This is a genomic window from Caulobacter vibrioides (assembly GCF_002310375.3).
Classification (GTDB): domain Bacteria; phylum Pseudomonadota; class Alphaproteobacteria; order Caulobacterales; family Caulobacteraceae; genus Caulobacter; species Caulobacter vibrioides_D.
This window is the reverse complement of record NZ_CP023315.3, coordinates 2185325-2202529: the sequence shown is the minus strand read 5'-3', so window position 1 is coordinate 2202529 and position 17205 is coordinate 2185325. Positions and strand designations below refer to the sequence as shown.

Here is a 17205-nt window from a genome sequence, read left to right as displayed (position 1 = left end):
GCTTGCGCGCCCGGCGCGCAAGCCGTAATGCCGGGCGCACGCGGATGTGGCGAAACTGGTAGACGCACTGGATTTAGGTTCCAGCGCCGCGAGGCGTGGAGGTTCGAGTCCTCTCATCCGCACCAAACCTCTCGTAGCACCCCCCCGGGAGTGCGCGAGTTTTATCGCCGCCGCTCTTGGATGCTCGCGCACGTCGTGACATAAGGGCGCTCTTTCGCCGCCCCGGCACATCGCGGGCGGCGTCGATCTTTTGGACCCCAGGGCGGAGCTCGGGCGCCCGGCGCCCCGACCCGAGAATTAAGAATGTCGATGCAGATCGTTGAAAAGTCGGGCGAAGGCCTCAGCCGCGTTTTTGGCGTTACGGTGCCCGCGAGTGAACTGGCTACGCGTCTGGAAGCGCGGATCGCCGAAGTCGCCCCGCAAATGAACGTGAAGGGCTTCCGTCCCGGCAAGGTGCCGACGGCCCACGTTCGCCGCCTGTACGGCAAGGCCCTGATGGGCGAAGTCATCGAGCAGGCCCTGAACGAGACGACCACCAAGGTCCTCGAAGAGAACAAGCTGCGTCCGGCCGGCCAGCCCGAGCTGAACCCGTCGTCGGACATGGACAAGGTCATCGCCGGCGGTGAAGACCTGTCGTTCGACCTCGCGGTCGAAGTGATGCCAGAGTTCGAGCCGATCGACCCGACGTCGATCGAGCTGGTGAAGCCGGTCTACAAGGTCTCGGACGAGGAAGTCCAAGAGGCCCTCGACGAACTGGCCAAGCAAGCGCGCACCTATGAGCCGCGCACCGGCAAGAGCCAGAAGGCCAAGGACGGCGACCAACTGCTGATCGACTTCGTCGGCACGATCGACGGCGTCGAGTTTGCCGGCGGCAAGGCCGAAGGCGCTGAGCTGGTCCTCGGTTCGGGCCAGTTCATCCCGGGCTTCGAAGACCAACTGGTCGGCGCCAAGCCGGGCGACGACGTCGTCGTGAAGGTCAAGTTCCCGGAAGACTACCAGGCCAAGGATCTGGCCGGTAAGGATGCCGAGTTCGCCACCAAGGTGCAAGAAGTCCGCGCTCCGGTCGACGGCAAGGCCGACGATGAGCTGGCCAAGCGCCTGGGTCTGTCGGACCTGGCCGCTCTGACCGAGCTGCTGAAGTCGAACCTGGCGGGCCGCTACGACAACTCCTCGCGCTTCAAGCTGAAGCGCGCGCTGCTGGACGTGCTGGACACCAAGCACGACTTCCCGCTGCCGCCGCGCATGGTGGACGCCGAGTTCGCCGGCATCTGGCAACAGGTCGAGGCCGACAAGGCCCGCGGCGGCCTGCCGCCGGAAGACGCCGAGAAGACCGAAGACCAACTGAAGGACGAGTACCGCAAGATCGCCGAGCGCCGCGTGCGTCTGGGCCTGGTCCTGGCGGAAATCGGCCGCAAGAACGACGTGGTCGTCACCGACCAGGAGCTGACCGACGCGATCATGCGCGAAGCCCGCCAATACGGCGCTCAGGCTCAGCAAGTGTTCGACATGTACCGCCAGCGCGCGGACCTGCAGGCGGCCATGCGCGCTCCGATCTATGAAGACAAGGTCGTCGACCTGATCTTCGGCAAGGCCAAGATCGAGGAAAAGGAAGTCTCCAAGGACGAACTCCTGGAAGAAGACGACCTGCCGGAAGGCTACGGCGGCTAAGGCTCGCTGAAGCTGAAATTGAACGAGGCGCGGCTCGCGAGGGCCGCGCCTTTTTCATTTCGGTCCGAGCGGAGCGCTCCTTGCAACCTGTTAAGGGGAACGCGATATGCGTGGGCGACGCCGCGCGGGGGCTGATTCGCTTTCGCGCCGCCAGCACACACAAAAAGGGTGATCCCCATGATGTACGATCCGGTTTCGACGGCGATGAACCTGGTGCCGATGGTGGTCGAACAGACCAGCCGTGGCGAGCGCGCGTTCGACATCTTCTCTCGCCTGCTGAAGGAACGGATCATCTTCCTGACCGGCCCGGTCGAGGACGGCATGGCCAGCCTGATCTGCGCGCAGCTGCTCTTCCTCGAGTCCGAGAACCCGAAGAAGGAAATCGCCATGTACATCAACTCGCCGGGTGGCGTGGTGACGGCTGGCCTCGCGATCTACGACACCATGCAGTACATCAAGAGCCCGGTCTCGACGGTGTGCATGGGCATGGCCGCCTCGATGGGTTCGCTGCTGCTGGCGGCCGGCGCCGCCGGTCAGCGCATCTCGCTGCCGAACGCCCGGATCATGGTGCACCAGCCGTCGGGCGGCTTCCGGGGTCAGGCCTCGGACATCGAGCGCCACGCCGAAGACATCATCAAGACCAAGCGCCGCCTGAACGAGATCTACGTCAAGCACTGCGGCCGCACCTATGAGGAGGTCGAGCGTACGCTGGACCGCGACCACTTCATGAGCGCCGACGAGGCCAAGGCCTGGGGTTTGGTCGATCACGTCTATGACTCGCGCGACGCGGCCGAGGCCGGCGCCGAGTAAGCGATCGCCCTCTACGACAAAGCCGCCGACCCCAGGGTCGGCGGCTTTTTTGTTGCTCTAAGTCCGGCGCGGGCGGGTCAGCCCGGCTTGCCTCGGAAAACGCGGTAGCCCTTCTCATCGGCGATCGCCAGCATCTCGGTGTCGCCGGAGGTGTCGCCGTAGGCCGCCGTCAGTCGGACGTCGGACCCAAAGGCCTCGCGCAGGCGCAGGACCTTCTCCTTGGCCCGGCAATTGTTCCCGTCGAGGCCGCCGAGGATGCGACCGTCCTCCGAGCACCTCAGGCGCGTGCCGATCAGCATGTCCGCGCCAAGGCCGCGCGCGAACGGCGCCACGATCAGGTCGGGAGAGGCGGTGACGATGACCATCTTGGCGCCCTTGGCGCGCCAGCTGCGCCAAACCGCCACGGCGTCGGGCCGCAGCAGAGAGGGGGCGTAGGCTTCGGCGAAGGCGCGGGCGTCATTCTCGATCTGGGCGACGGTCGCCCCCTTGAGAAACTGGCGAACCGCAGCGGCCTTCAGCTTGCCCCGGTTGCGATCGAACACATAGGCGATCAGCGAGGGCGTCAGGCGCAACACGCCGAGGGACCACCGTGGCCCCGCGCGCCACTTCAGGAACGCGTTGAAGCTGTCCTTCACGGTCAGGGTGCCGTCGAAATCGAAAGCCACCAGCAGCGGCTCATGCCCCATTTCGCCGGTCATTGGACGCGACGCGCTCAATCCCTTGGCCATCCAAGAACGCTTAGCCATTCAACTTCCATGCGAGCGCGATCGGCGCGCCGCCACCCTGACGAATCCAGGCTTCGTAATACGGCGTTACCGGGTGCGCTGTAAGGGTCTAGGCGCTGAGCGCTTGCGCTAGGACGCCAATCGCCCAATTTAGATGACCAAGCCATGACACGATCTGGCGGGTTCACGCGTTTCAAGGCCGAAAGGGCCTAGCGAGGCTTGTGAACCGTGCGCGGATCGGGGAATGTCAAGGATTAGACAACTCCCGGCGTGTATTCTGCTTGCTTCGGTGGCGGCGTATGCGCTCGGAAGGGGCGTCTCGGCGTAAGCCGTCGTCGCCATAGTGTGAGAAGCGATCATGACGAAAGCCGCGAGCGGCGACACCAAGAGCACCCTGTACTGTTCTTTCTGCGGAAAGAGCCAACACGAGGTGCGCAAGCTCATCGCGGGACCGACGGTGTTCATTTGTGATGAATGCGTCGAGCTCTGCATGGACATCATCCGCGAAGAGCACAAGATCGCCTTCGTGAAATCCAAGGATGGCGTCCCGACGCCTCGCGAGATCTGCGAAGTCCTGGACGATTACGTGATCGGTCAAGGTCACGCCAAGAAGGTCCTCGCGGTCGCGGTTCACAACCACTACAAGCGCTTGAACCACGCGTCGAAGAACAACGACGTCGAACTGGCCAAGTCGAACATCCTGCTGGTTGGTCCGACCGGCACGGGTAAGACGCTGTTGGCCCAGACCCTGGCTCGAATCATCGACGTGCCGTTCACGATGGCTGACGCCACCACGCTGACCGAAGCCGGTTATGTCGGTGAGGACGTCGAGAACATCGTGCTGAAGCTGCTGCAAGCGGCCGACTACAATGTCGAGCGCGCCCAGCGCGGCATCGTCTACATCGACGAAATCGACAAGATCAGCCGCAAGTCCGACAACCCGTCCATCACCCGCGACGTGTCGGGCGAGGGCGTGCAGCAGGCTCTGCTGAAGATCATGGAAGGCACTGTCGCCTCCGTGCCGCCGCAAGGCGGGCGCAAGCATCCCCAGCAGGAGTTCCTGCAGGTCGACACGACGAACATCCTGTTCATCTGCGGCGGCGCGTTCGCCGGCCTCGAGAAGATCATCTCGGCGCGCGGCGCGGCCAAGTCGATCGGCTTCGGGGCCAAGGTGACCGATCCGGAAGAGCGCCGGACGGGCGAAATCCTGCGGAACGTCGAACCCGACGACCTGCAGCGCTTTGGCCTGATCCCGGAATTCATCGGTCGTCTGCCGGTGGTCGCGACCCTGGAGGACCTCGACGAGGTCGCCCTGGTCAAGATCCTGACCGAGCCGAAGAACGCCTTCGTGAAGCAATATCAGCGCCTGTTCGAGATGGAGAACATCGGCCTGACCTTCACCGAAGACGCGCTGCATCAGGTCGCCAAGAAGGCCATCGCCCGCAAGACCGGCGCGCGCGGCCTGCGTTCGATCATGGAAGGCATCTTGCTGGAGACCATGTTCGAGCTGCCGACTTACGAGGGCGTCGAGGAAGTGGTGGTCAACGCTGAAGTCGTCGAAGGACGGGCGCAACCGCTCCTGATCTATGCCGAGAAGAAGGGCGGGGCGGCCTCGGCCTAACCGAATCTCTCTGACCGAATTGGGCGCGCCGTCTTCGGAGGGCGCGCCTTTTTCGTGGATAACACCGACCAAACGGGCGTCGCGCCCTTTCGGTGGTTCTGTCGCCGCAGCACAGCTACGCCATCCTTGCTCGCCTTCGCGCGAGCTGCAGGGTGTTTCCTTTCAAGTTTCGGCGCTAGCGGGGCATGAGTCGCTCAACTTGACCGATGCTGCGCGACTAGTCGCCGCTGTTGGGCGAGCGCGCTTGAACCGTGTTGTAAAACGTCCACATAAATAACGAACATTCGCCCAGTCCCGGGCGGACGGACCGATCGACTCAGGCGCATCGTCTGATGTTACGGCGGCCCGCGTGGCCAGGCGCCTTCCAGGGCCTCGGCCGGGAGTATTGAGAACATGTCCGAACTACGTACGCTTCCTGTTTTGCCGCTGCGGGATATCGTTGTGTTCCCGCACATGGTCGTGCCGCTTTTCGTGGGGCGCGATAAATCCGTGCGTGCGCTCGAGGAGGTGATGCGCGGCGACAAGCAGATCCTGCTCGTCACGCAGAAGAACTCGGCCGACGATGATCCGGCGCCGGGTGACATCTTCGACGTGGGCGTGCTGGCCACCGTGCTGCAACTGCTGAAGCTGCCGGACGGCACGGTGAAGGTGCTGGTCGAGGGCAAGGCGCGCGCCGCCGTCGTGAGCTTCACCGACCAGGAGTCGTACTACGAGGCCCAGATCGGCGAGGTGTCTGAGGACGAAGGGGCGGGTCCCGAGGCCGAAGCGCTGTCTCGCGCCGTCGTCGAGCAGTTCGAGAACTACGTCAAACTGAACAAGAAGGTGCCGCCTGAGGCACTGGCCTCGATCCCGCAGATCGCTGAGCCGGGCAAGCTGGCCGACAGCATCGCCGCGCATCTGTCGGTGAAGATTGGCGACAAGCAGCACCTGCTGGAGATCTTCGATGTCGTGAAGCGCCTTGAGAAGGTCTTCGCCCTGATGGAGGGCGAGATCTCGGTGCTGCAGGTCGAGAAGAAGATCCGCTCGCGCGTGAAGCGCCAGATGGAAAAGACCCAGCGCGAGTATTACCTCAACGAGCAGATGAAGGCGATCCAGCGTGAGCTGGGCGACCCTGATGACGCGCGGGATGAGCTGATCGATCTCGAGAAGCGCATCAAGAAGACCAAGCTCTCGAAGGAAGCGCGCACGAAGGCCGAGGCCGAGCTGAAGAAGCTCCGCAACATGAGCCCGATGTCGGCCGAGAGCACCGTCGTCCGGAACTATCTGGACTGGCTGTTGTCGATCCCGTGGGGCAAGGCCAAGACCAAGAAGATCGACCTCCCGGAAGCCGAGGGCGTCCTCGACGCCGACCACTATGGCCTGGAGAAGGTCAAGGAGCGGATCCTCGAGTACCTGGCCGTGCAAGCGCGGACCAACTCGCTGAAGGGGCCGATCCTCTGCCTCGTGGGCCCTCCCGGCGTCGGCAAGACCTCGCTTGGCAAGTCGATCGCCAAGGCGACCGGTCGCGAGTTCGTGCGGATGAGCCTGGGCGGGGTTCGTGACGAGGCCGAAATCCGCGGTCACCGTCGCACCTATATCGGCTCGATGCCTGGCAAGGTCATCCAGTCGATGAAGAAGGCCAAGACGACCAACGCGTTCGTCCTTCTGGACGAGATCGACAAGATGGGCAGCGACTATCGCGGTGACCCCGCGTCGGCGCTGTTGGAAGTGTTGGACCCGGCGCAGAATTCGACGTTTGGCGATCACTACCTGGAGGTCGACTACGACCTGTCGCAGGTGATGTTCGTGACGACGGCCAACAGCTTGAACATGCCCCAGCCGCTGCTGGACCGCATGGAGATCATCCGCATCCCCGGCTACACCGAGGATGAGAAGCTGGAGATCGCCAAGCGGCACATCCTGCCGAAGCTGTCCAAGGACCATGGTCTGAAGCCGGCCGAGTTCGTCGTGCCGGACAAGGCGATCCGCGACCTGATCCGCTACTACACGCGGGAAGCCGGCGTGCGGTCGTTGGAGCGGGAACTGGGCGCGCTGGCGCGCAAGACGGTCCGTGACCTGGCTCGCGAAAAACTGACCACCATCACGATCGACGACGAGCGTCTGGCCAAGTACGCGGGCGTCCAGAAGTACCGCTACGGCGAGACGGACGAGGTCGATCAGGTCGGCATCGTGACGGGTCTGGCCTGGACCGAGTTCGGCGGTGACATCCTGACCATCGAAGCCGTGAAGATGCCGGGCAAGGGTCGCATGCAGATCACCGGCAACCTCAAGGACGTGATGAAGGAGTCGATCTCGGCCGCTAACAGCTACGTCCGGTCGCGGGCGACGCAGTTCGGCATCAAGCCGCCGATCTTCGAGAAGACCGACGTGCACATCCACGTTCCGGACGGCGCCACGCCCAAGGACGGTCCGTCGGCCGGTATCGCCATGGCCCTGGCCATGGTCTCGGTCCTGACCGGGATCCCGATCCGCAAGGACATCGCCATGACCGGCGAGATCACCCTGCGTGGCCGTGTCACCGCGATCGGCGGCCTGAAGGAGAAGCTGCTCGCAGCGCTCCGGTCCGGCGTGAAGACGGTGCTGATCCCGCAGGAGAACGAGAAGGATCTGGCGGATGTGCCTCAGACCGTGAAGGACGGCCTGGAGATCATCCCGGTCTCGACGGTGGACGAGGTCCTCAAGCATGCCCTGACGGGACCGCTCACGCCTGTGGAGTGGAACGAGGCCGAGGAGCCGATGGCCGCATCCACGAAGAAGGATGAAGGCGACAGCGACGCCATGTTAACCCACTAGGCGTAACTTATCGAAGATAACTTAGGTGGCGCGGGAGTTTCCCGCGCCACTCGCGTTTGACGAGGCTTTTTCAGCCGCCATAATCGAGCCGAGCGCAACGCCGGCAGCGATAAAAGCGTGGTCGCTCAGGCTGGGAGAGAAACATGACCACAAAAGCCGAGCTCGTTACGGCGATCGCCGAAAAGGCGGGTATCAACAAGAGCCAAGCCAAGGACGCGTTGGAGGCCTTCATCGAAGCGGTCACCGACTCTCTGAAGTCTGGCGAAGACGTGCGTCTGGTCGGCTTTGGCACCTTCAAGGCCGTGAGCCGCGCCGCCGGCGCTGCTCGCAATCCCCGGACGGGCGAAACCGTCAACCGGCCTGCGTCGAAGACCGCGCGGTTCCAGGTGGGTGAGGGGCTGAAGTCGGCGCTGAACGGCTAGTCGACGATCTCGTGAATCCCAAAGGGCGGAGCGTCAGGCGTTGACGCTCCGCCTTTTCGTTTTGGGCTTTGCGCAGGCGGCGCGGACGGCTAGAAGCGCGCTCCCAAGAGGGCAGTTAGCTCAGCGGTAGAGCGTCTCGTTTACACCGAGAGGGTCGGGGGTTCGATCCCCTCACTGCCCACCATTCTCACGACATGGAAATCCCACCGCGGCTCACGTGAGTCTGCGCCGAGCTTCTATCGGCTATTGAGCGCCTGGCGGAGGCCGAACTCAGGAGTCTCAACGCCCAGGCTGAGGTCTTTCTGCGGAAGCCCTTGAAACGAGGCGGGGTCAATCCAAGGTCTTCTATTGGCGCTGAGGAACCTTAACTGTCGCAAAACCTTTATCGTTCCGGCGCGGAATAGGCGACCACCAGTGACGATGAGGATTCGGCGTGACGCACAGGAGACCTGACCCGCTTCCAGACCGTCAGGGTCTCAAGGTTCAGGCCCGGCCCTCAGGCGAGGATCCCGTCCGCCTCATTGATACGACGATGCTCTATGCGCCGCGCAGCGGTGGCGTGCGCCGGTACCTGTCGTCAAAGCACGCGTGGCTCGCTGCCTGCCGTCCGGATGTTCGCCACACGCTGGTCGTGCCGGGCGCTCGGGATTTTTACGACGGCCAGGGACGGGTTTCGATCTACGCCGCGCCCTTGCCGTTCGGCGCGGGCTATCGCTGGCCCGTCGTCAAACAGGCGTGGATGGAGCGCCTGATCCGCCAGCAGCCTGACATCATCGAGGCGGGCGATCCCTATACGCCGGGCTTGGCGGCGTTACGCGCCGGTGACGCTCTGGGCGTGCCGGTTGTGGGGTTTTGCCACACTGATCTTGGAAAGCTGGCGGCGCTTCACATCGGCGATTGGGCCGAAAGGCCGGTGCAGAAGCGATGGGCGGCGATCTACCGACAGTTTGACCAGGCGGTGGCGCCCAGCCGGTTCATCGCCGGACGATTGATCGAGGCGGGCGTGCACGATGCGATCGGTCTCCCGCTTGGGGTCGACACCAGCATCTTCCACCCGGACCGCGCGGATCGCGAGGGTCTCCGGCGTCGTCTGGGCTTGGCGGCGAACGAGCGGCTTTTGGTGTTCGCAGGCCGCCCGGCCAGGGAGAAGAGACTCGATGTGTTGGTCGCGGCCGTCGAACGGCTCGGCGATCCCTACAGGTTGCTGTTCGTTGGCGCGGGGGGCGGGGCTCCGGTCAGCGACCGCACCCTGTGCATCGACTATGTGCGAGATCCGGTCGAACTGGCCGCCATCCTCGCCAGCTGCGACGCCTTTGTTCACGCCAACGACAACGAACCGTTTGGCCTGATCGTGCTTGAGGCCATGGCGTGCGGTCTGCCGGTTGTGGGCGTTTCGGCCGGTGGGGTGGCGGAGTCGGTCGACGAGGATGTTGGCCAGTTGGCCCAGGCGTCGGAGGCGGCCGCGTTTGCGGAGGCCATCGAGGCCCTGTTCGCACGCGATCTGGGCCTCGTCGGCGCCGCAGCGCGCCGGCGCGCGGTGGCGCGCCATGGCTGGGACACGGTCTTCACCGAGCTGTGCGCGATCTATGGCCGGTTAGCTGGTCGGCGTGCTTTCGAGGGCCTTTCGGCAAAGGCCGCGCACTAGTTGCGGATCGACGCCAGAATTTCATAGCTGCGCTTGCGCGCCTCGTGATCGTGGATCTGGGCCGCCGCCATCAGCTCATCCGCGCCCGTCATCTCCAGCACCTGATCGATCTTGCGTTTGACGGTCTCGGCGGAGCCGACGGCGGCGTACCGGAGCGTGTGGTCCAATCCGGCCAACTCCGCTGGCGAGGCATGCTCGCGAATATCGTCGACCGGCGGCGGCAACAGGCCTGGTCGTCCCCGGCGCAAGGCCAGGAACTGTTGCTGGGTCGATGTCGACAGCCGCTTGGCCTCCTCATCCGTATCGGCGGCGCAAACGCCGATGCACACCATGGCGCGGGGACGCTCCAAGGTCTCCGACGGCTTGAAGTGGCGGCGGTACAGCGCCAGGGCCTCAAGCAGAGCATCAGGCGCGAAGTGCGCGGCGAACGCGTAGGGCAGGCCAAGCGCCGCCGCCAGCTGCGCTCCCCAGGTCGAGGAGCCTAGAATCCAGATCGGGACATCCTGGCCCTCGCCCGGAACGGCGCGCACGCTCTGATCGGCGCTCGCCGGTTTGAACCAGTGCTGCAGCTCGACGACGTCCTGGGCGAACGAATCAACCGCGCCGGCGTATCGCCGAAGGGCGCGCATCGTCGCCTGATCGGTGCCCGGCGCGCGCCCAAGGCCCAGGTCGATGCGCCCGGGATAGAGCGCATTCAGGGTTCCGAACTGCTCGGCCACCATCAGGGGTGCATGGTTTGGCAGCATGACGCCGCCTGAGCCGACCCGAATCGTTGTGGTCGCCGCCGCCACCTGGCCGATGACCACGGCGGTCGCGGCGCTGGCGATTCCCGGCATGTTGTGATGCTCGGCCAGCCAGTAGCGATCGAATCCGAGGGCTTCGGCATGCCGGGCCAGGTCGATGCTGTTTCGCAGAGCTTGGCCAACGCCCACGCCCTGAGGCACCGGGGCAAGATCTAGAACCGAGAAGGGCGGATAAGGGCGAGGAGTCATGGTCGCTAGATGGCGCAACGACGCTGCGGCACAAGCCCTTGCGAAGAAGTCTTTATTTTAAAGGGGAAGGGGACGGTGGCGCGAATGACGGGGCTCGAACCCGCGACCTCCGGCGTGACAGGCCGGCGCTCTAACCAACTGAGCTACATCCGCGTCGTGCGCCAAGGCGCGACAGTCGTCCGTGACCGAGGGAGGGAGCCTATCACCTCTGAAAGGGTGGCGCGAATGACGGGGCTCGAACCCGCGACCTCCGGCGTGACAGGCCGGCGCTCTAACCAACTGAGCTACATCCGCATACCCCTTCGCCGAAGCGAAAGTGCGACCCGCCGATCGGCGAGGCGCGTCTGATATGTCGGGTGAAGACTCGTGTCAACGGCGATCTCGAAGAACCAACAAATCGCAATTAGTTGCGATCGTTTCTCAATATGCGCAGGGCGTTTGAAGCGCTGGCGACAGTGGGCTACAACCCGCTCGATTCAAGCCAAGGGCTGTCATGACCGCCTTCCTTCTCCAGTACCTGCCGATCGTGATCTTTCTCGGGATAGCGGCGGCCATCGGTATCGTCTTCCTGCTCGCCGCCGCGGTGCTCGCGCCCAAGGCGCCGGACCCGGAAAAGCTGTCCGCCTACGAGTGCGGATTCAACGCCTTCGACGACGCGCGCATGAAGTTCGACGTCCGGTTCTACCTGGTGTCGATCCTCTTCATCATCTTCGACCTGGAAGTCGCGTTCCTGTTCCCCTGGGCGGTCACGCTGATGAAGTTGCCGCAAGACGTGGCGCAGTTCGCCTTCTGGTCGATGATGACCTTCCTGGGCGTCCTGACCGTCGGCTTCATCTATGAATGGAAGAAGGGCGCCCTCGAATGGGAGTGATCGTTCCCGCCAACTCGTCCCCGGTCCCGGCGTTGTCCGCCGGCCGCTCGACGGTCGAGGGCTATGACCCCAAGCTGCACGGCCCGTTCTTCGACGGCGTGTCGCAGCAACTGGCCGACAAGGGCTTCATCACCGCCGCTGCGGATGACCTGATCACCTGGGCGCGCACCGGCTCGCTCATGTGGATGACGTTCGGTCTGGCCTGCTGCGCCGTCGAGATGATGCAGGCCTCGATGCCGCGTTACGATCTGGAGCGCTACGGCTTCGCGCCGCGCGCCAGCCCGCGTCAGTCGGACGTGATGATCGTCGCCGGCACGCTGACCAACAAGATGGCCCCGGCTCTGCGCAAGGTCTACGACCAGATGCCTGAGCCGCGCTACGTGATCTCGATGGGCAGCTGCGCCAATGGCGGCGGCTACTACTATTACAGCTACAGCGTCGTGCGCGGTTGCGACCGCGTCGTGCCGGTCGACATCTATGTGCCGGGCTGCCCGCCGACCGCCGAGGCCCTGGTCTATGGCGTGCTGCAGCTGCAGAAGAAGATTCGCCGGACGGGGACGATCGAGCGATGAGCCAAGCCCTGGAACTTTTCGGTCAGGACATCGTCGCCCGCGCTCCGGGCGTGCTGGGACATTCTGTCGCATTCGGTGAACTGACCATCGTCGCGCGCGCGGCGTCGGTCATCGAAACGCTGACGTTCCTGCGTGACGACGCGGCCTGCCGTTTCCATCAGTTGATCGACCTGACGGGTGTCGACTATCCGGAGCGGGCCGCGCGTTTCGACGTGGTCTATCACCTGCTGTCGCTAGTGAAGAACCACCGTGTCCGCCTCAAGGTCTCGACCGATGAGGATACGCCCGTCCCCAGCATCACGCCGGTTTTCCCGGTGGCGGACTGGTTCGAGCGCGAAGCGTTCGACATGTACGGCATTTTCTTCGACGGTCACCCCGACCTGCGTCGAATCCTGACCGACTACGGTTTCCACGGTCACCCGCTCCGGAAAGACTTCCCGATGACGGGCTATGTGGAAGTGCGCTACGACGATGAGCTCAAGCGCGTCGTCTATGAACCTGTGAAGATTACCGAGTTCCGTGCGTTCGATTTCCTCTCGCCCTGGGAAGGCGCCAAGTACGCGCTCCCCGGTGACGAGAAGGCGCAATAGCGAGCAAGGGGATGCCGACTCATGGGTTTGCGACGGCCTTCGTTCCGTTCCGCCACAGCGTTCTTCTTGGTCGCCTTTTCAACCGCGTTCCTGATGACCATCGGGATGCGGCTGACGGGGTGGTTCACGAAGGCGCCGACGATCTCGGCGGATCAGAACAAGTCGCTGGGCGTCGCGATCATGATCTCGGTGATCACGCTGGCCATCGGGGCCAGCATCCGGCGGATGGAAGTGGCCGAGCTGCGCAGCGCGCTGCTGGGGGCCGCCTCAGTCTTGCTGGCCTTGCCATTGTCTCAGGCCGCGATTTCCCAAAGCTGGGACGTCGCGACCACCATCATCACCTTGCTGGGCGTCGTCCTGCTGATCGCGGGACTGATCGTCTCGCTCAGCATCGAACAGCGTAACGAAGGTCCATAGTCATGACCGGAACGCCATCGCCCGTCGCGGCGACTGAACTTGTCCGAGACGAATCCGCGGTTCCGGCCGTTCCGGAAACGCCTGTTCGCAAGTTCAACATCAACTTCGGCCCGCAACACCCGGCCGCGCACGGCGTGCTGCGCCTGGTGCTGGAGCTGGACGGCGAAATCGTCGAACGCGTCGATCCGCACATCGGCCTGCTGCATCGCGGCACCGAGAAGCTGATGGAAGCGCGGACCTACCTGCAGAATATTCCCTACTTCGACCGCCTCGACTACGTGGCGCCGATGAACCAGGAACACGCCTTCTGCCTGGCCATCGAGAAGCTGCTCGGCGTCGAAGTGCCGATCCGCGGCCAGATCATCCGGGTGCTCTACTCGGAAATCGGCCGGATCCTGAACCACCTGCTGAACGTGACGACCCAGGCCATGGACGTCGGCGCCCTGACGCCGCCGCTCTGGGGCTTTGAGGAGCGCGAGAAGCTGATGGTGTTCTACGAGCGCGCTTGCGGCGCTCGCCTGCACTCCAACTACTTCCGTCCGGGCGGCGTCCACCAGGACCTGCCGCCGGAGCTGGTCGAGGACATCGACACCTGGGCCAAGGCCTTCCCGAAGATCTGCGACGACATCGAAGGTCTGATCACCGACAACCGCATCTTCAAGCAGCGCAACGTCGATATCGGCGTGGTGAGCAAGGAAGAGGCGATCAGCTGGGGTTTCTCGGGCGTGATGGTGCGCGGTTCGGGCATCGCCTGGGATCTGCGCCGCAGCCAGCCCTACGAGAACTACAACGACTTCGAGTTCGACATCCCGCTGGGCAAGAACGGCGACTGCTACGATCGCTATCTCTGCCGCATGCAGGAGATGCGCGAGTCGACCAAGATCATCCGCCAGGCCTGCGAGATGCTGCGCAAGACGCACGGCCCTGTGCTGTCGGAAGACAACAAGGTCTCGCCGCCGCGCCGCGCCGAGATGAAGCGCTCGATGGAAGCGCTCATCCACCACTTCAAGCTCTACACCGAAGGCTTCAAGACCCCGGTCGGTGAAGTCTATGCCTGCGTCGAGGCGCCGAAGGGCGAGTTTGGCGTGTTCGTCGTCTCCGACGGCACCAACAAGCCGTATCGCTGCAAGATCCGCGCGCCGGGCTTCCCGCACCTGGCGGCCATGGACTGGATGAACCGTGGCCACCAGCTGGCTGACGTGTCGGCCATCCTGGGCTCGCTGGACATCGTGTTCGGGGAGATCGACCGTTGAGCCTGGCCGATATCGCCCAGGCGCAGCTCGACGCCTACAACGCCCAGGATCTGGACGCGCACTGCGCCCACTTCTCCGACGACGTGGTCGTCGCGGGGCTGAACGGTGACGTCGCGCGCACGGGCATCGAGGCCTATCGCGCCTTTTACGCCAAGACCTTCGCCGAGTTTCCCAAGAACCAGGCGAAGCTACTGAACCGCATCGTGGTCGGATCCAATGTGATCGATCACGAGCATGTCGACCGCGGCAACGGCGATGCGCCGTTCCAGGTCGCCGCCATCTACACCTTCAAGGGCGACAAGATCGCCCGCGTGGATTTCGCACGATGAGCGTTCGCCGTCTCGCTAAAGAACAGCCCGCCAGCTTCGCCTTTTTGAAGGAAAGCCAGGCCAAGGCCGATTGGTGGAAAGCCAAGTATCCCGCCGAGCGCAAGCAATCGGCCGTGATCCCCATGCTGTGGCTGGCCCAGAAGCAGGAGGGCTGGATCTCCGAGCCGGCGATCCAGGAGATCGCCAAGCAGCTCGAGATGCCGGTCATCCGCGTTCTGGAGGTCGCGACCTTCTACGTGATGTTCCAGCTGCAGCCGGTCGGCAAGGTCGCCTTCGTCCAGCTGTGCGGCACCACGCCCTGCCAGCTGCGCGGCGCGCTCGACCTGCGCAAGGTGCTGGAGGACAAGATCGGTCCGGCCCACCACGTCTCGGCCGACGGCAAGTTCAGCTGGGAAGAGGTCGAGTGCCTGGGCGCCTGCTGCAACGCGCCGATGGCCGCGATCAACGACTACTACTACGAGGACCTGACGCCGGAGAGCCTGGCCAAGATCCTCGACGACTTCGCCGCCGGCAAGGCGCCGCAGCCGGGCAGCTATGAGGGCCGTGGCGCTTCGGAGCCGAGGGGCGCGATCCACACCCTGACCGATCCGAAGCTGTACGACGGCTCGTACGCCAAGAAGATCAAGATCCCGAACCTGCCCGAAAAGCCCAAGAAGGCTCCGAAGTCGGAGCCCGCCGCCTAACATGACCGCTGACGCCGCCCTCCAGAAGAAGCGCCTCACCGCGATGCTCGTCATCAACGCGGTGTGCTTCGTGCTGGCCGGCGTCGCGATCTATGGCGCGGTGTCGCTGCGGATCGACTGGCTGCGGCTGGTCTTCCTGGGCGCCATCGTCGCGGGCCTGGGTTCGCACATCTGGTTCATCCTGGGCTGGATGCGCGCGACCAAGGGGGAGGGCGCTTCGTCATGATCGACGACAGCGACCTCAACAGCCGCAAGGCGGCGTATGCCGACACCATCCGGGGTCTGCATCGTCGCGAACGGGGCTTCGGCTTCGTGGCGTGCCTGCTGGGCGCGATCCTTCTGGTCTGGGGTCGTGTCGTCGAAGGCGCGCCGTTCTGGGCGGTTGTGGCCGGCCTCGCCATCATTGGCGCGGGTTGGTCGCTTTTCGCCTATGTCATCATTCGTCGGACGCGCTATGTGCGCGCCCATCCATTCGATCCGCAAAGCTGAGTCATGGTCGGTATCCTCGAAGACAAGGACCGCATCTTCACGAACCTCTACGGTCTCCACGACTGGGGCCTTGAGGGCGCGAAGAAGCGCGGCTGCTGGAATGGCACCAAGGACATCCTGGACGCCGGGCGCGACTGGATCATCGAGAACATGAAGAACTCCGGCCTGCGCGGTCGGGGCGGCGCGGGTTTCTCGACCGGCCTGAAGTGGTCGTTCATGCCCAAGGAAGTGAAGGACGGTCGTCCTCACTACCTGGTCGTCAACGCCGACGAATCCGAGCCGGGCACCTGCAAGGACCGGGAGATCATGCGGCATGACCCGCACCTCCTGATCGAGGGCTGCCTGATCGCTTCGCGCGCGATGCTGGCTCACGCCTGCTACATCTACATCCGCGGCGAGTACGTCTTCGAGCGCGAGCGCCTGGAAGCGGCGATCAAGCAGGCCTACGAGGCCAAGCTGGTCGGCAAGAATAATGTCCACGGCTGGGACTTCGACATCTACGTCCACCACGGCGCCGGCGCCTATATCTGCGGCGAAGAGACGGCCCTGCTGGAAAGCCTGGAAGGCAAGAAGGGCCAGCCGCGCCTGAAGCCGCCGTTCCCGGCCGGCGCGGGCCTCTACGGCATGCCGACCACGGTCAACAACGTGGAATCGATCGCCGTTGCGGGTACGATCCTGCGTCGCGGCGCAGCCTGGTTCGCCGGCTTTGGCCGTCCGAACAACGCCGGCACCAAGCTCTTCTGCGTCTCGGGCCACGTGAATCTGCCCTGCAACGTCGAAGAGGCGATGAGCATCCCATTCCGCCAACTGGTCGAGGACCACTGCGGCGGCATCCGGGGCGGCTGGGGCAACCTGAAGGCCGTCATTCCGGGCGGTTCGTCGGTGCCGATGATCCCCGCCGAGCAGTGCGAAGACCTCCCGATGGACTTCGACGCCCTGCGGAACCTGAAGTCGGGCCTGGGCACCGCCGCCGTCATCGTCATGGACAAGGACACCGACCTTGTTCGCGCCATCGCCCGCCTGTCGTACTTCTACAAGCACGAGAGCTGCGGCCAGTGCACGCCGTGCCGTGAAGGCACCGGCTGGATGTGGCGCGTCATGGAACGCATGGTCACCGGCGAGGCCGATCCCAAAGAGATCGACACGCTGCTGGACGTGACGACCCAGGTCGAGGGTCACACCATCTGCGCCCTGGGCGACGCGGCCGCCTGGCCGATCCAGGGTCTGTTCCGCCACTTCCGCCATGAGGTGGAGGAGCGGATCGCTTCTTATCGTAGCGGTCGCCTGCACGTGCAGGGCGCCAAGCTGATCGCGGCGGAGTAACT

Annotated in this window: 18 protein-coding genes and 4 tRNA genes; 18 read left to right on the top strand and 4 right to left on the bottom strand. The window is 64.3% G+C overall.

The window, feature by feature from the left end; genetic code table 11:
* Positions 1-40 precede the first annotated feature (40 nt).
* The 3 genes from CA606_RS10470 (at position 41) to CA606_RS10460 (ending at position 2478) form a co-directional block, all read left to right on the top strand.
* A tRNA-Leu gene (locus tag CA606_RS10470) sits at positions 41-125 on the top strand.
* Positions 126-309: 184 nt separating this feature from the next.
* On the top strand, positions 310-1668 hold the full coding sequence (gene tig, locus CA606_RS10465; RefSeq protein WP_272872333.1) for a trigger factor: 1359 nt from the start codon (positions 310-312) through the stop codon (positions 1666-1668).
* A gap of 168 nt (positions 1669-1836) precedes the next feature.
* Positions 1837-2478, top strand: coding sequence for an ATP-dependent Clp protease proteolytic subunit (locus tag CA606_RS10460; RefSeq protein WP_012640374.1), 642 nt, complete (start codon positions 1837-1839; stop codon positions 2476-2478).
* A 77-nt stretch (positions 2479-2555) separates the two neighbouring features.
* On the opposite strand, the gene CA606_RS10455 is transcribed toward CA606_RS10460, so the two are convergent.
* Entirely contained in the window at positions 2556-3224 is a 669-nt protein-coding gene (locus CA606_RS10455) for an HAD-IB family hydrolase (protein WP_096051192.1), read from the bottom strand.
* A 337-nt stretch (positions 3225-3561) separates the two neighbouring features.
* Between CA606_RS10455 and clpX the strand changes: the two genes are divergently transcribed.
* The 5 genes from clpX (at position 3562) to CA606_RS10430 (ending at position 9684) form a co-directional block, all read left to right on the top strand.
* Entirely contained in the window at positions 3562-4824 is a 1263-nt protein-coding gene (gene clpX / locus CA606_RS10450) for an ATP-dependent protease ATP-binding subunit ClpX (protein WP_096051193.1), read from the top strand.
* Between the two features lie 393 nt (positions 4825-5217).
* Positions 5218-7617 (top strand): endopeptidase La, encoded by a 2400-nt coding sequence (lon, locus tag CA606_RS10445; protein WP_096051194.1) that lies wholly within the window; start codon positions 5218-5220, stop codon positions 7615-7617.
* Between the two features lie 143 nt (positions 7618-7760).
* The gene (locus CA606_RS10440; protein ID WP_096051195.1) at positions 7761-8039 is read left to right on the top strand and encodes an HU family DNA-binding protein; all 279 of its coding nucleotides are present in this window, start codon (positions 7761-7763) and stop codon (positions 8037-8039) included.
* 109 nt (positions 8040-8148) lie between these two features.
* A tRNA-Val gene (locus CA606_RS10435) sits at positions 8149-8223 on the top strand.
* A gap of 249 nt (positions 8224-8472) precedes the next feature.
* Positions 8473-9684, top strand: coding sequence for a glycosyltransferase family 4 protein (locus CA606_RS10430; RefSeq protein WP_233282146.1), 1212 nt, complete (start codon positions 8473-8475; stop codon positions 9682-9684).
* On the opposite strand, the gene CA606_RS10425 is transcribed toward CA606_RS10430, so the two are convergent.
* The 3 genes from CA606_RS10425 to CA606_RS10415 all read right to left on the bottom strand — a co-directional run bounded on the left by CA606_RS10425 (position 9681) and on the right by CA606_RS10415 (position 10970).
* Positions 9681-10694: an LLM class flavin-dependent oxidoreductase gene (locus CA606_RS10425; RefSeq protein ID WP_096051197.1), complete on the bottom strand. Its 1014-nt coding sequence runs from the start codon at positions 10692-10694 to the stop codon at positions 9681-9683. The genes CA606_RS10430 and CA606_RS10425 overlap by 4 nt on opposite strands.
* Positions 10695-10752: 58 nt before the next feature.
* Positions 10753-10829 (bottom strand) — tRNA-Asp (locus CA606_RS10420).
* Positions 10830-10893: 64 nt separating this feature from the next.
* Positions 10894-10970, bottom strand: a tRNA-Asp gene (locus CA606_RS10415).
* A 199-nt stretch (positions 10971-11169) separates the two neighbouring features.
* On the opposite strand from CA606_RS10415, the gene CA606_RS10410 reads away from it, so the two are divergent.
* From CA606_RS10410 to nuoF, 10 genes are read left to right on the top strand one after another with little or no spacing between them, the layout of a single operon-like run.
* Entirely contained in the window at positions 11170-11547 is a 378-nt protein-coding gene (locus CA606_RS10410; protein ID WP_010919822.1) for an NADH-quinone oxidoreductase subunit A, read from the top strand.
* Positions 11517-12119, top strand: coding sequence for a NuoB/complex I 20 kDa subunit family protein (locus CA606_RS10405; RefSeq protein ID WP_096051198.1), 603 nt, complete (start codon positions 11517-11519; stop codon positions 12117-12119). The genes CA606_RS10410 and CA606_RS10405 overlap by 31 nt, the downstream gene beginning before the upstream one ends.
* Positions 12116-12709 (top strand): NADH-quinone oxidoreductase subunit C, encoded by a 594-nt coding sequence (locus CA606_RS10400; protein WP_096051199.1) that lies wholly within the window; start codon positions 12116-12118, stop codon positions 12707-12709. The genes CA606_RS10405 and CA606_RS10400 overlap by 4 nt, the downstream gene beginning before the upstream one ends.
* A 21-nt stretch (positions 12710-12730) precedes the next feature.
* Positions 12731-13126, top strand: a complete 396-nt coding sequence (locus CA606_RS10395; protein WP_010919819.1) for a hypothetical protein — start codon at positions 12731-12733, stop codon at positions 13124-13126.
* Positions 13127-13128: 2 nt separating this feature from the next.
* On the top strand, positions 13129-14379 hold the full coding sequence (locus tag CA606_RS10390; protein WP_096051200.1) for an NADH-quinone oxidoreductase subunit D: 1251 nt from the start codon (positions 13129-13131) through the stop codon (positions 14377-14379).
* Complete coding sequence (locus CA606_RS10385; protein WP_096051201.1) at positions 14376-14708, top strand: nuclear transport factor 2 family protein; 333 nt, start codon at positions 14376-14378, stop codon at positions 14706-14708. Before CA606_RS10390 ends, CA606_RS10385 begins: the two co-directional genes overlap by 4 nt.
* Positions 14705-15391 (top strand): NADH-quinone oxidoreductase subunit NuoE, encoded by a 687-nt coding sequence (nuoE, locus tag CA606_RS10380; RefSeq protein ID WP_096051202.1) that lies wholly within the window; start codon positions 14705-14707, stop codon positions 15389-15391. Before CA606_RS10385 ends, nuoE begins: the two co-directional genes overlap by 4 nt.
* 1 nt (position 15392) lies before the next feature.
* Positions 15393-15617: a hypothetical protein gene (locus CA606_RS10375; RefSeq protein ID WP_096051203.1), complete on the top strand. Its 225-nt coding sequence runs from the start codon at positions 15393-15395 to the stop codon at positions 15615-15617.
* Positions 15614-15880 carry a hypothetical protein gene (locus tag CA606_RS10370; RefSeq protein WP_096051204.1) on the top strand — a complete coding sequence of 89 codons (267 nt, stop codon included), beginning with the start codon at positions 15614-15616 and terminating at the stop codon, positions 15878-15880. The genes CA606_RS10375 and CA606_RS10370 overlap by 4 nt, the downstream gene beginning before the upstream one ends.
* Positions 15881-15883: 3 nt before the next feature.
* A complete protein-coding gene (gene nuoF / locus CA606_RS10365) occupies positions 15884-17203 on the top strand; it encodes an NADH-quinone oxidoreductase subunit NuoF (protein ID WP_010919813.1) in 1320 nt (439 codons plus the stop codon).
* Positions 17204-17205: the final 2 nt, after the last annotated feature.

Coding starts and splice junctions, on each gene's coding strand:
- nuoF (WP_010919813.1), top strand. CDS start 15,884: ATGGTCGGTATCCTCGAAGACAAGGACCGCATCTTCACGAACCTCTAC.
- CA606_RS10375 (WP_096051203.1), top strand. CDS start 15,393: ATGACCGCTGACGCCGCCCTCCAGAAGAAGCGCCTCACCGCGATGCTC.
- tig (WP_272872333.1), top strand. CDS start 310: ATGCAGATCGTTGAAAAGTCGGGCGAAGGCCTCAGCCGCGTTTTTGGC.
- nuoE (WP_096051202.1), top strand. CDS start 14,705: ATGAGCGTTCGCCGTCTCGCTAAAGAACAGCCCGCCAGCTTCGCCTTT.
- lon (WP_096051194.1), top strand. CDS start 5,218: ATGTCCGAACTACGTACGCTTCCTGTTTTGCCGCTGCGGGATATCGTT.
- CA606_RS10440 (WP_096051195.1), top strand. CDS start 7,761: ATGACCACAAAAGCCGAGCTCGTTACGGCGATCGCCGAAAAGGCGGGT.
- CA606_RS10390 (WP_096051200.1), top strand. CDS start 13,129: ATGACCGGAACGCCATCGCCCGTCGCGGCGACTGAACTTGTCCGAGAC.
- CA606_RS10410 (WP_010919822.1), top strand. CDS start 11,170: ATGACCGCCTTCCTTCTCCAGTACCTGCCGATCGTGATCTTTCTCGGG.
- CA606_RS10370 (WP_096051204.1), top strand. CDS start 15,614: ATGATCGACGACAGCGACCTCAACAGCCGCAAGGCGGCGTATGCCGAC.
- clpX (WP_096051193.1), top strand. CDS start 3,562: ATGACGAAAGCCGCGAGCGGCGACACCAAGAGCACCCTGTACTGTTCT.
- CA606_RS10400 (WP_096051199.1), top strand. CDS start 12,116: ATGAGCCAAGCCCTGGAACTTTTCGGTCAGGACATCGTCGCCCGCGCT.
- CA606_RS10395 (WP_010919819.1), top strand. CDS start 12,731: ATGGGTTTGCGACGGCCTTCGTTCCGTTCCGCCACAGCGTTCTTCTTG.
- CA606_RS10405 (WP_096051198.1), top strand. CDS start 11,517: ATGGAAGAAGGGCGCCCTCGAATGGGAGTGATCGTTCCCGCCAACTCG.
- CA606_RS10455 (WP_096051192.1), bottom strand. CDS start 3,224: ATGGCTAAGCGTTCTTGGATGGCCAAGGGATTGAGCGCGTCGCGTCCA.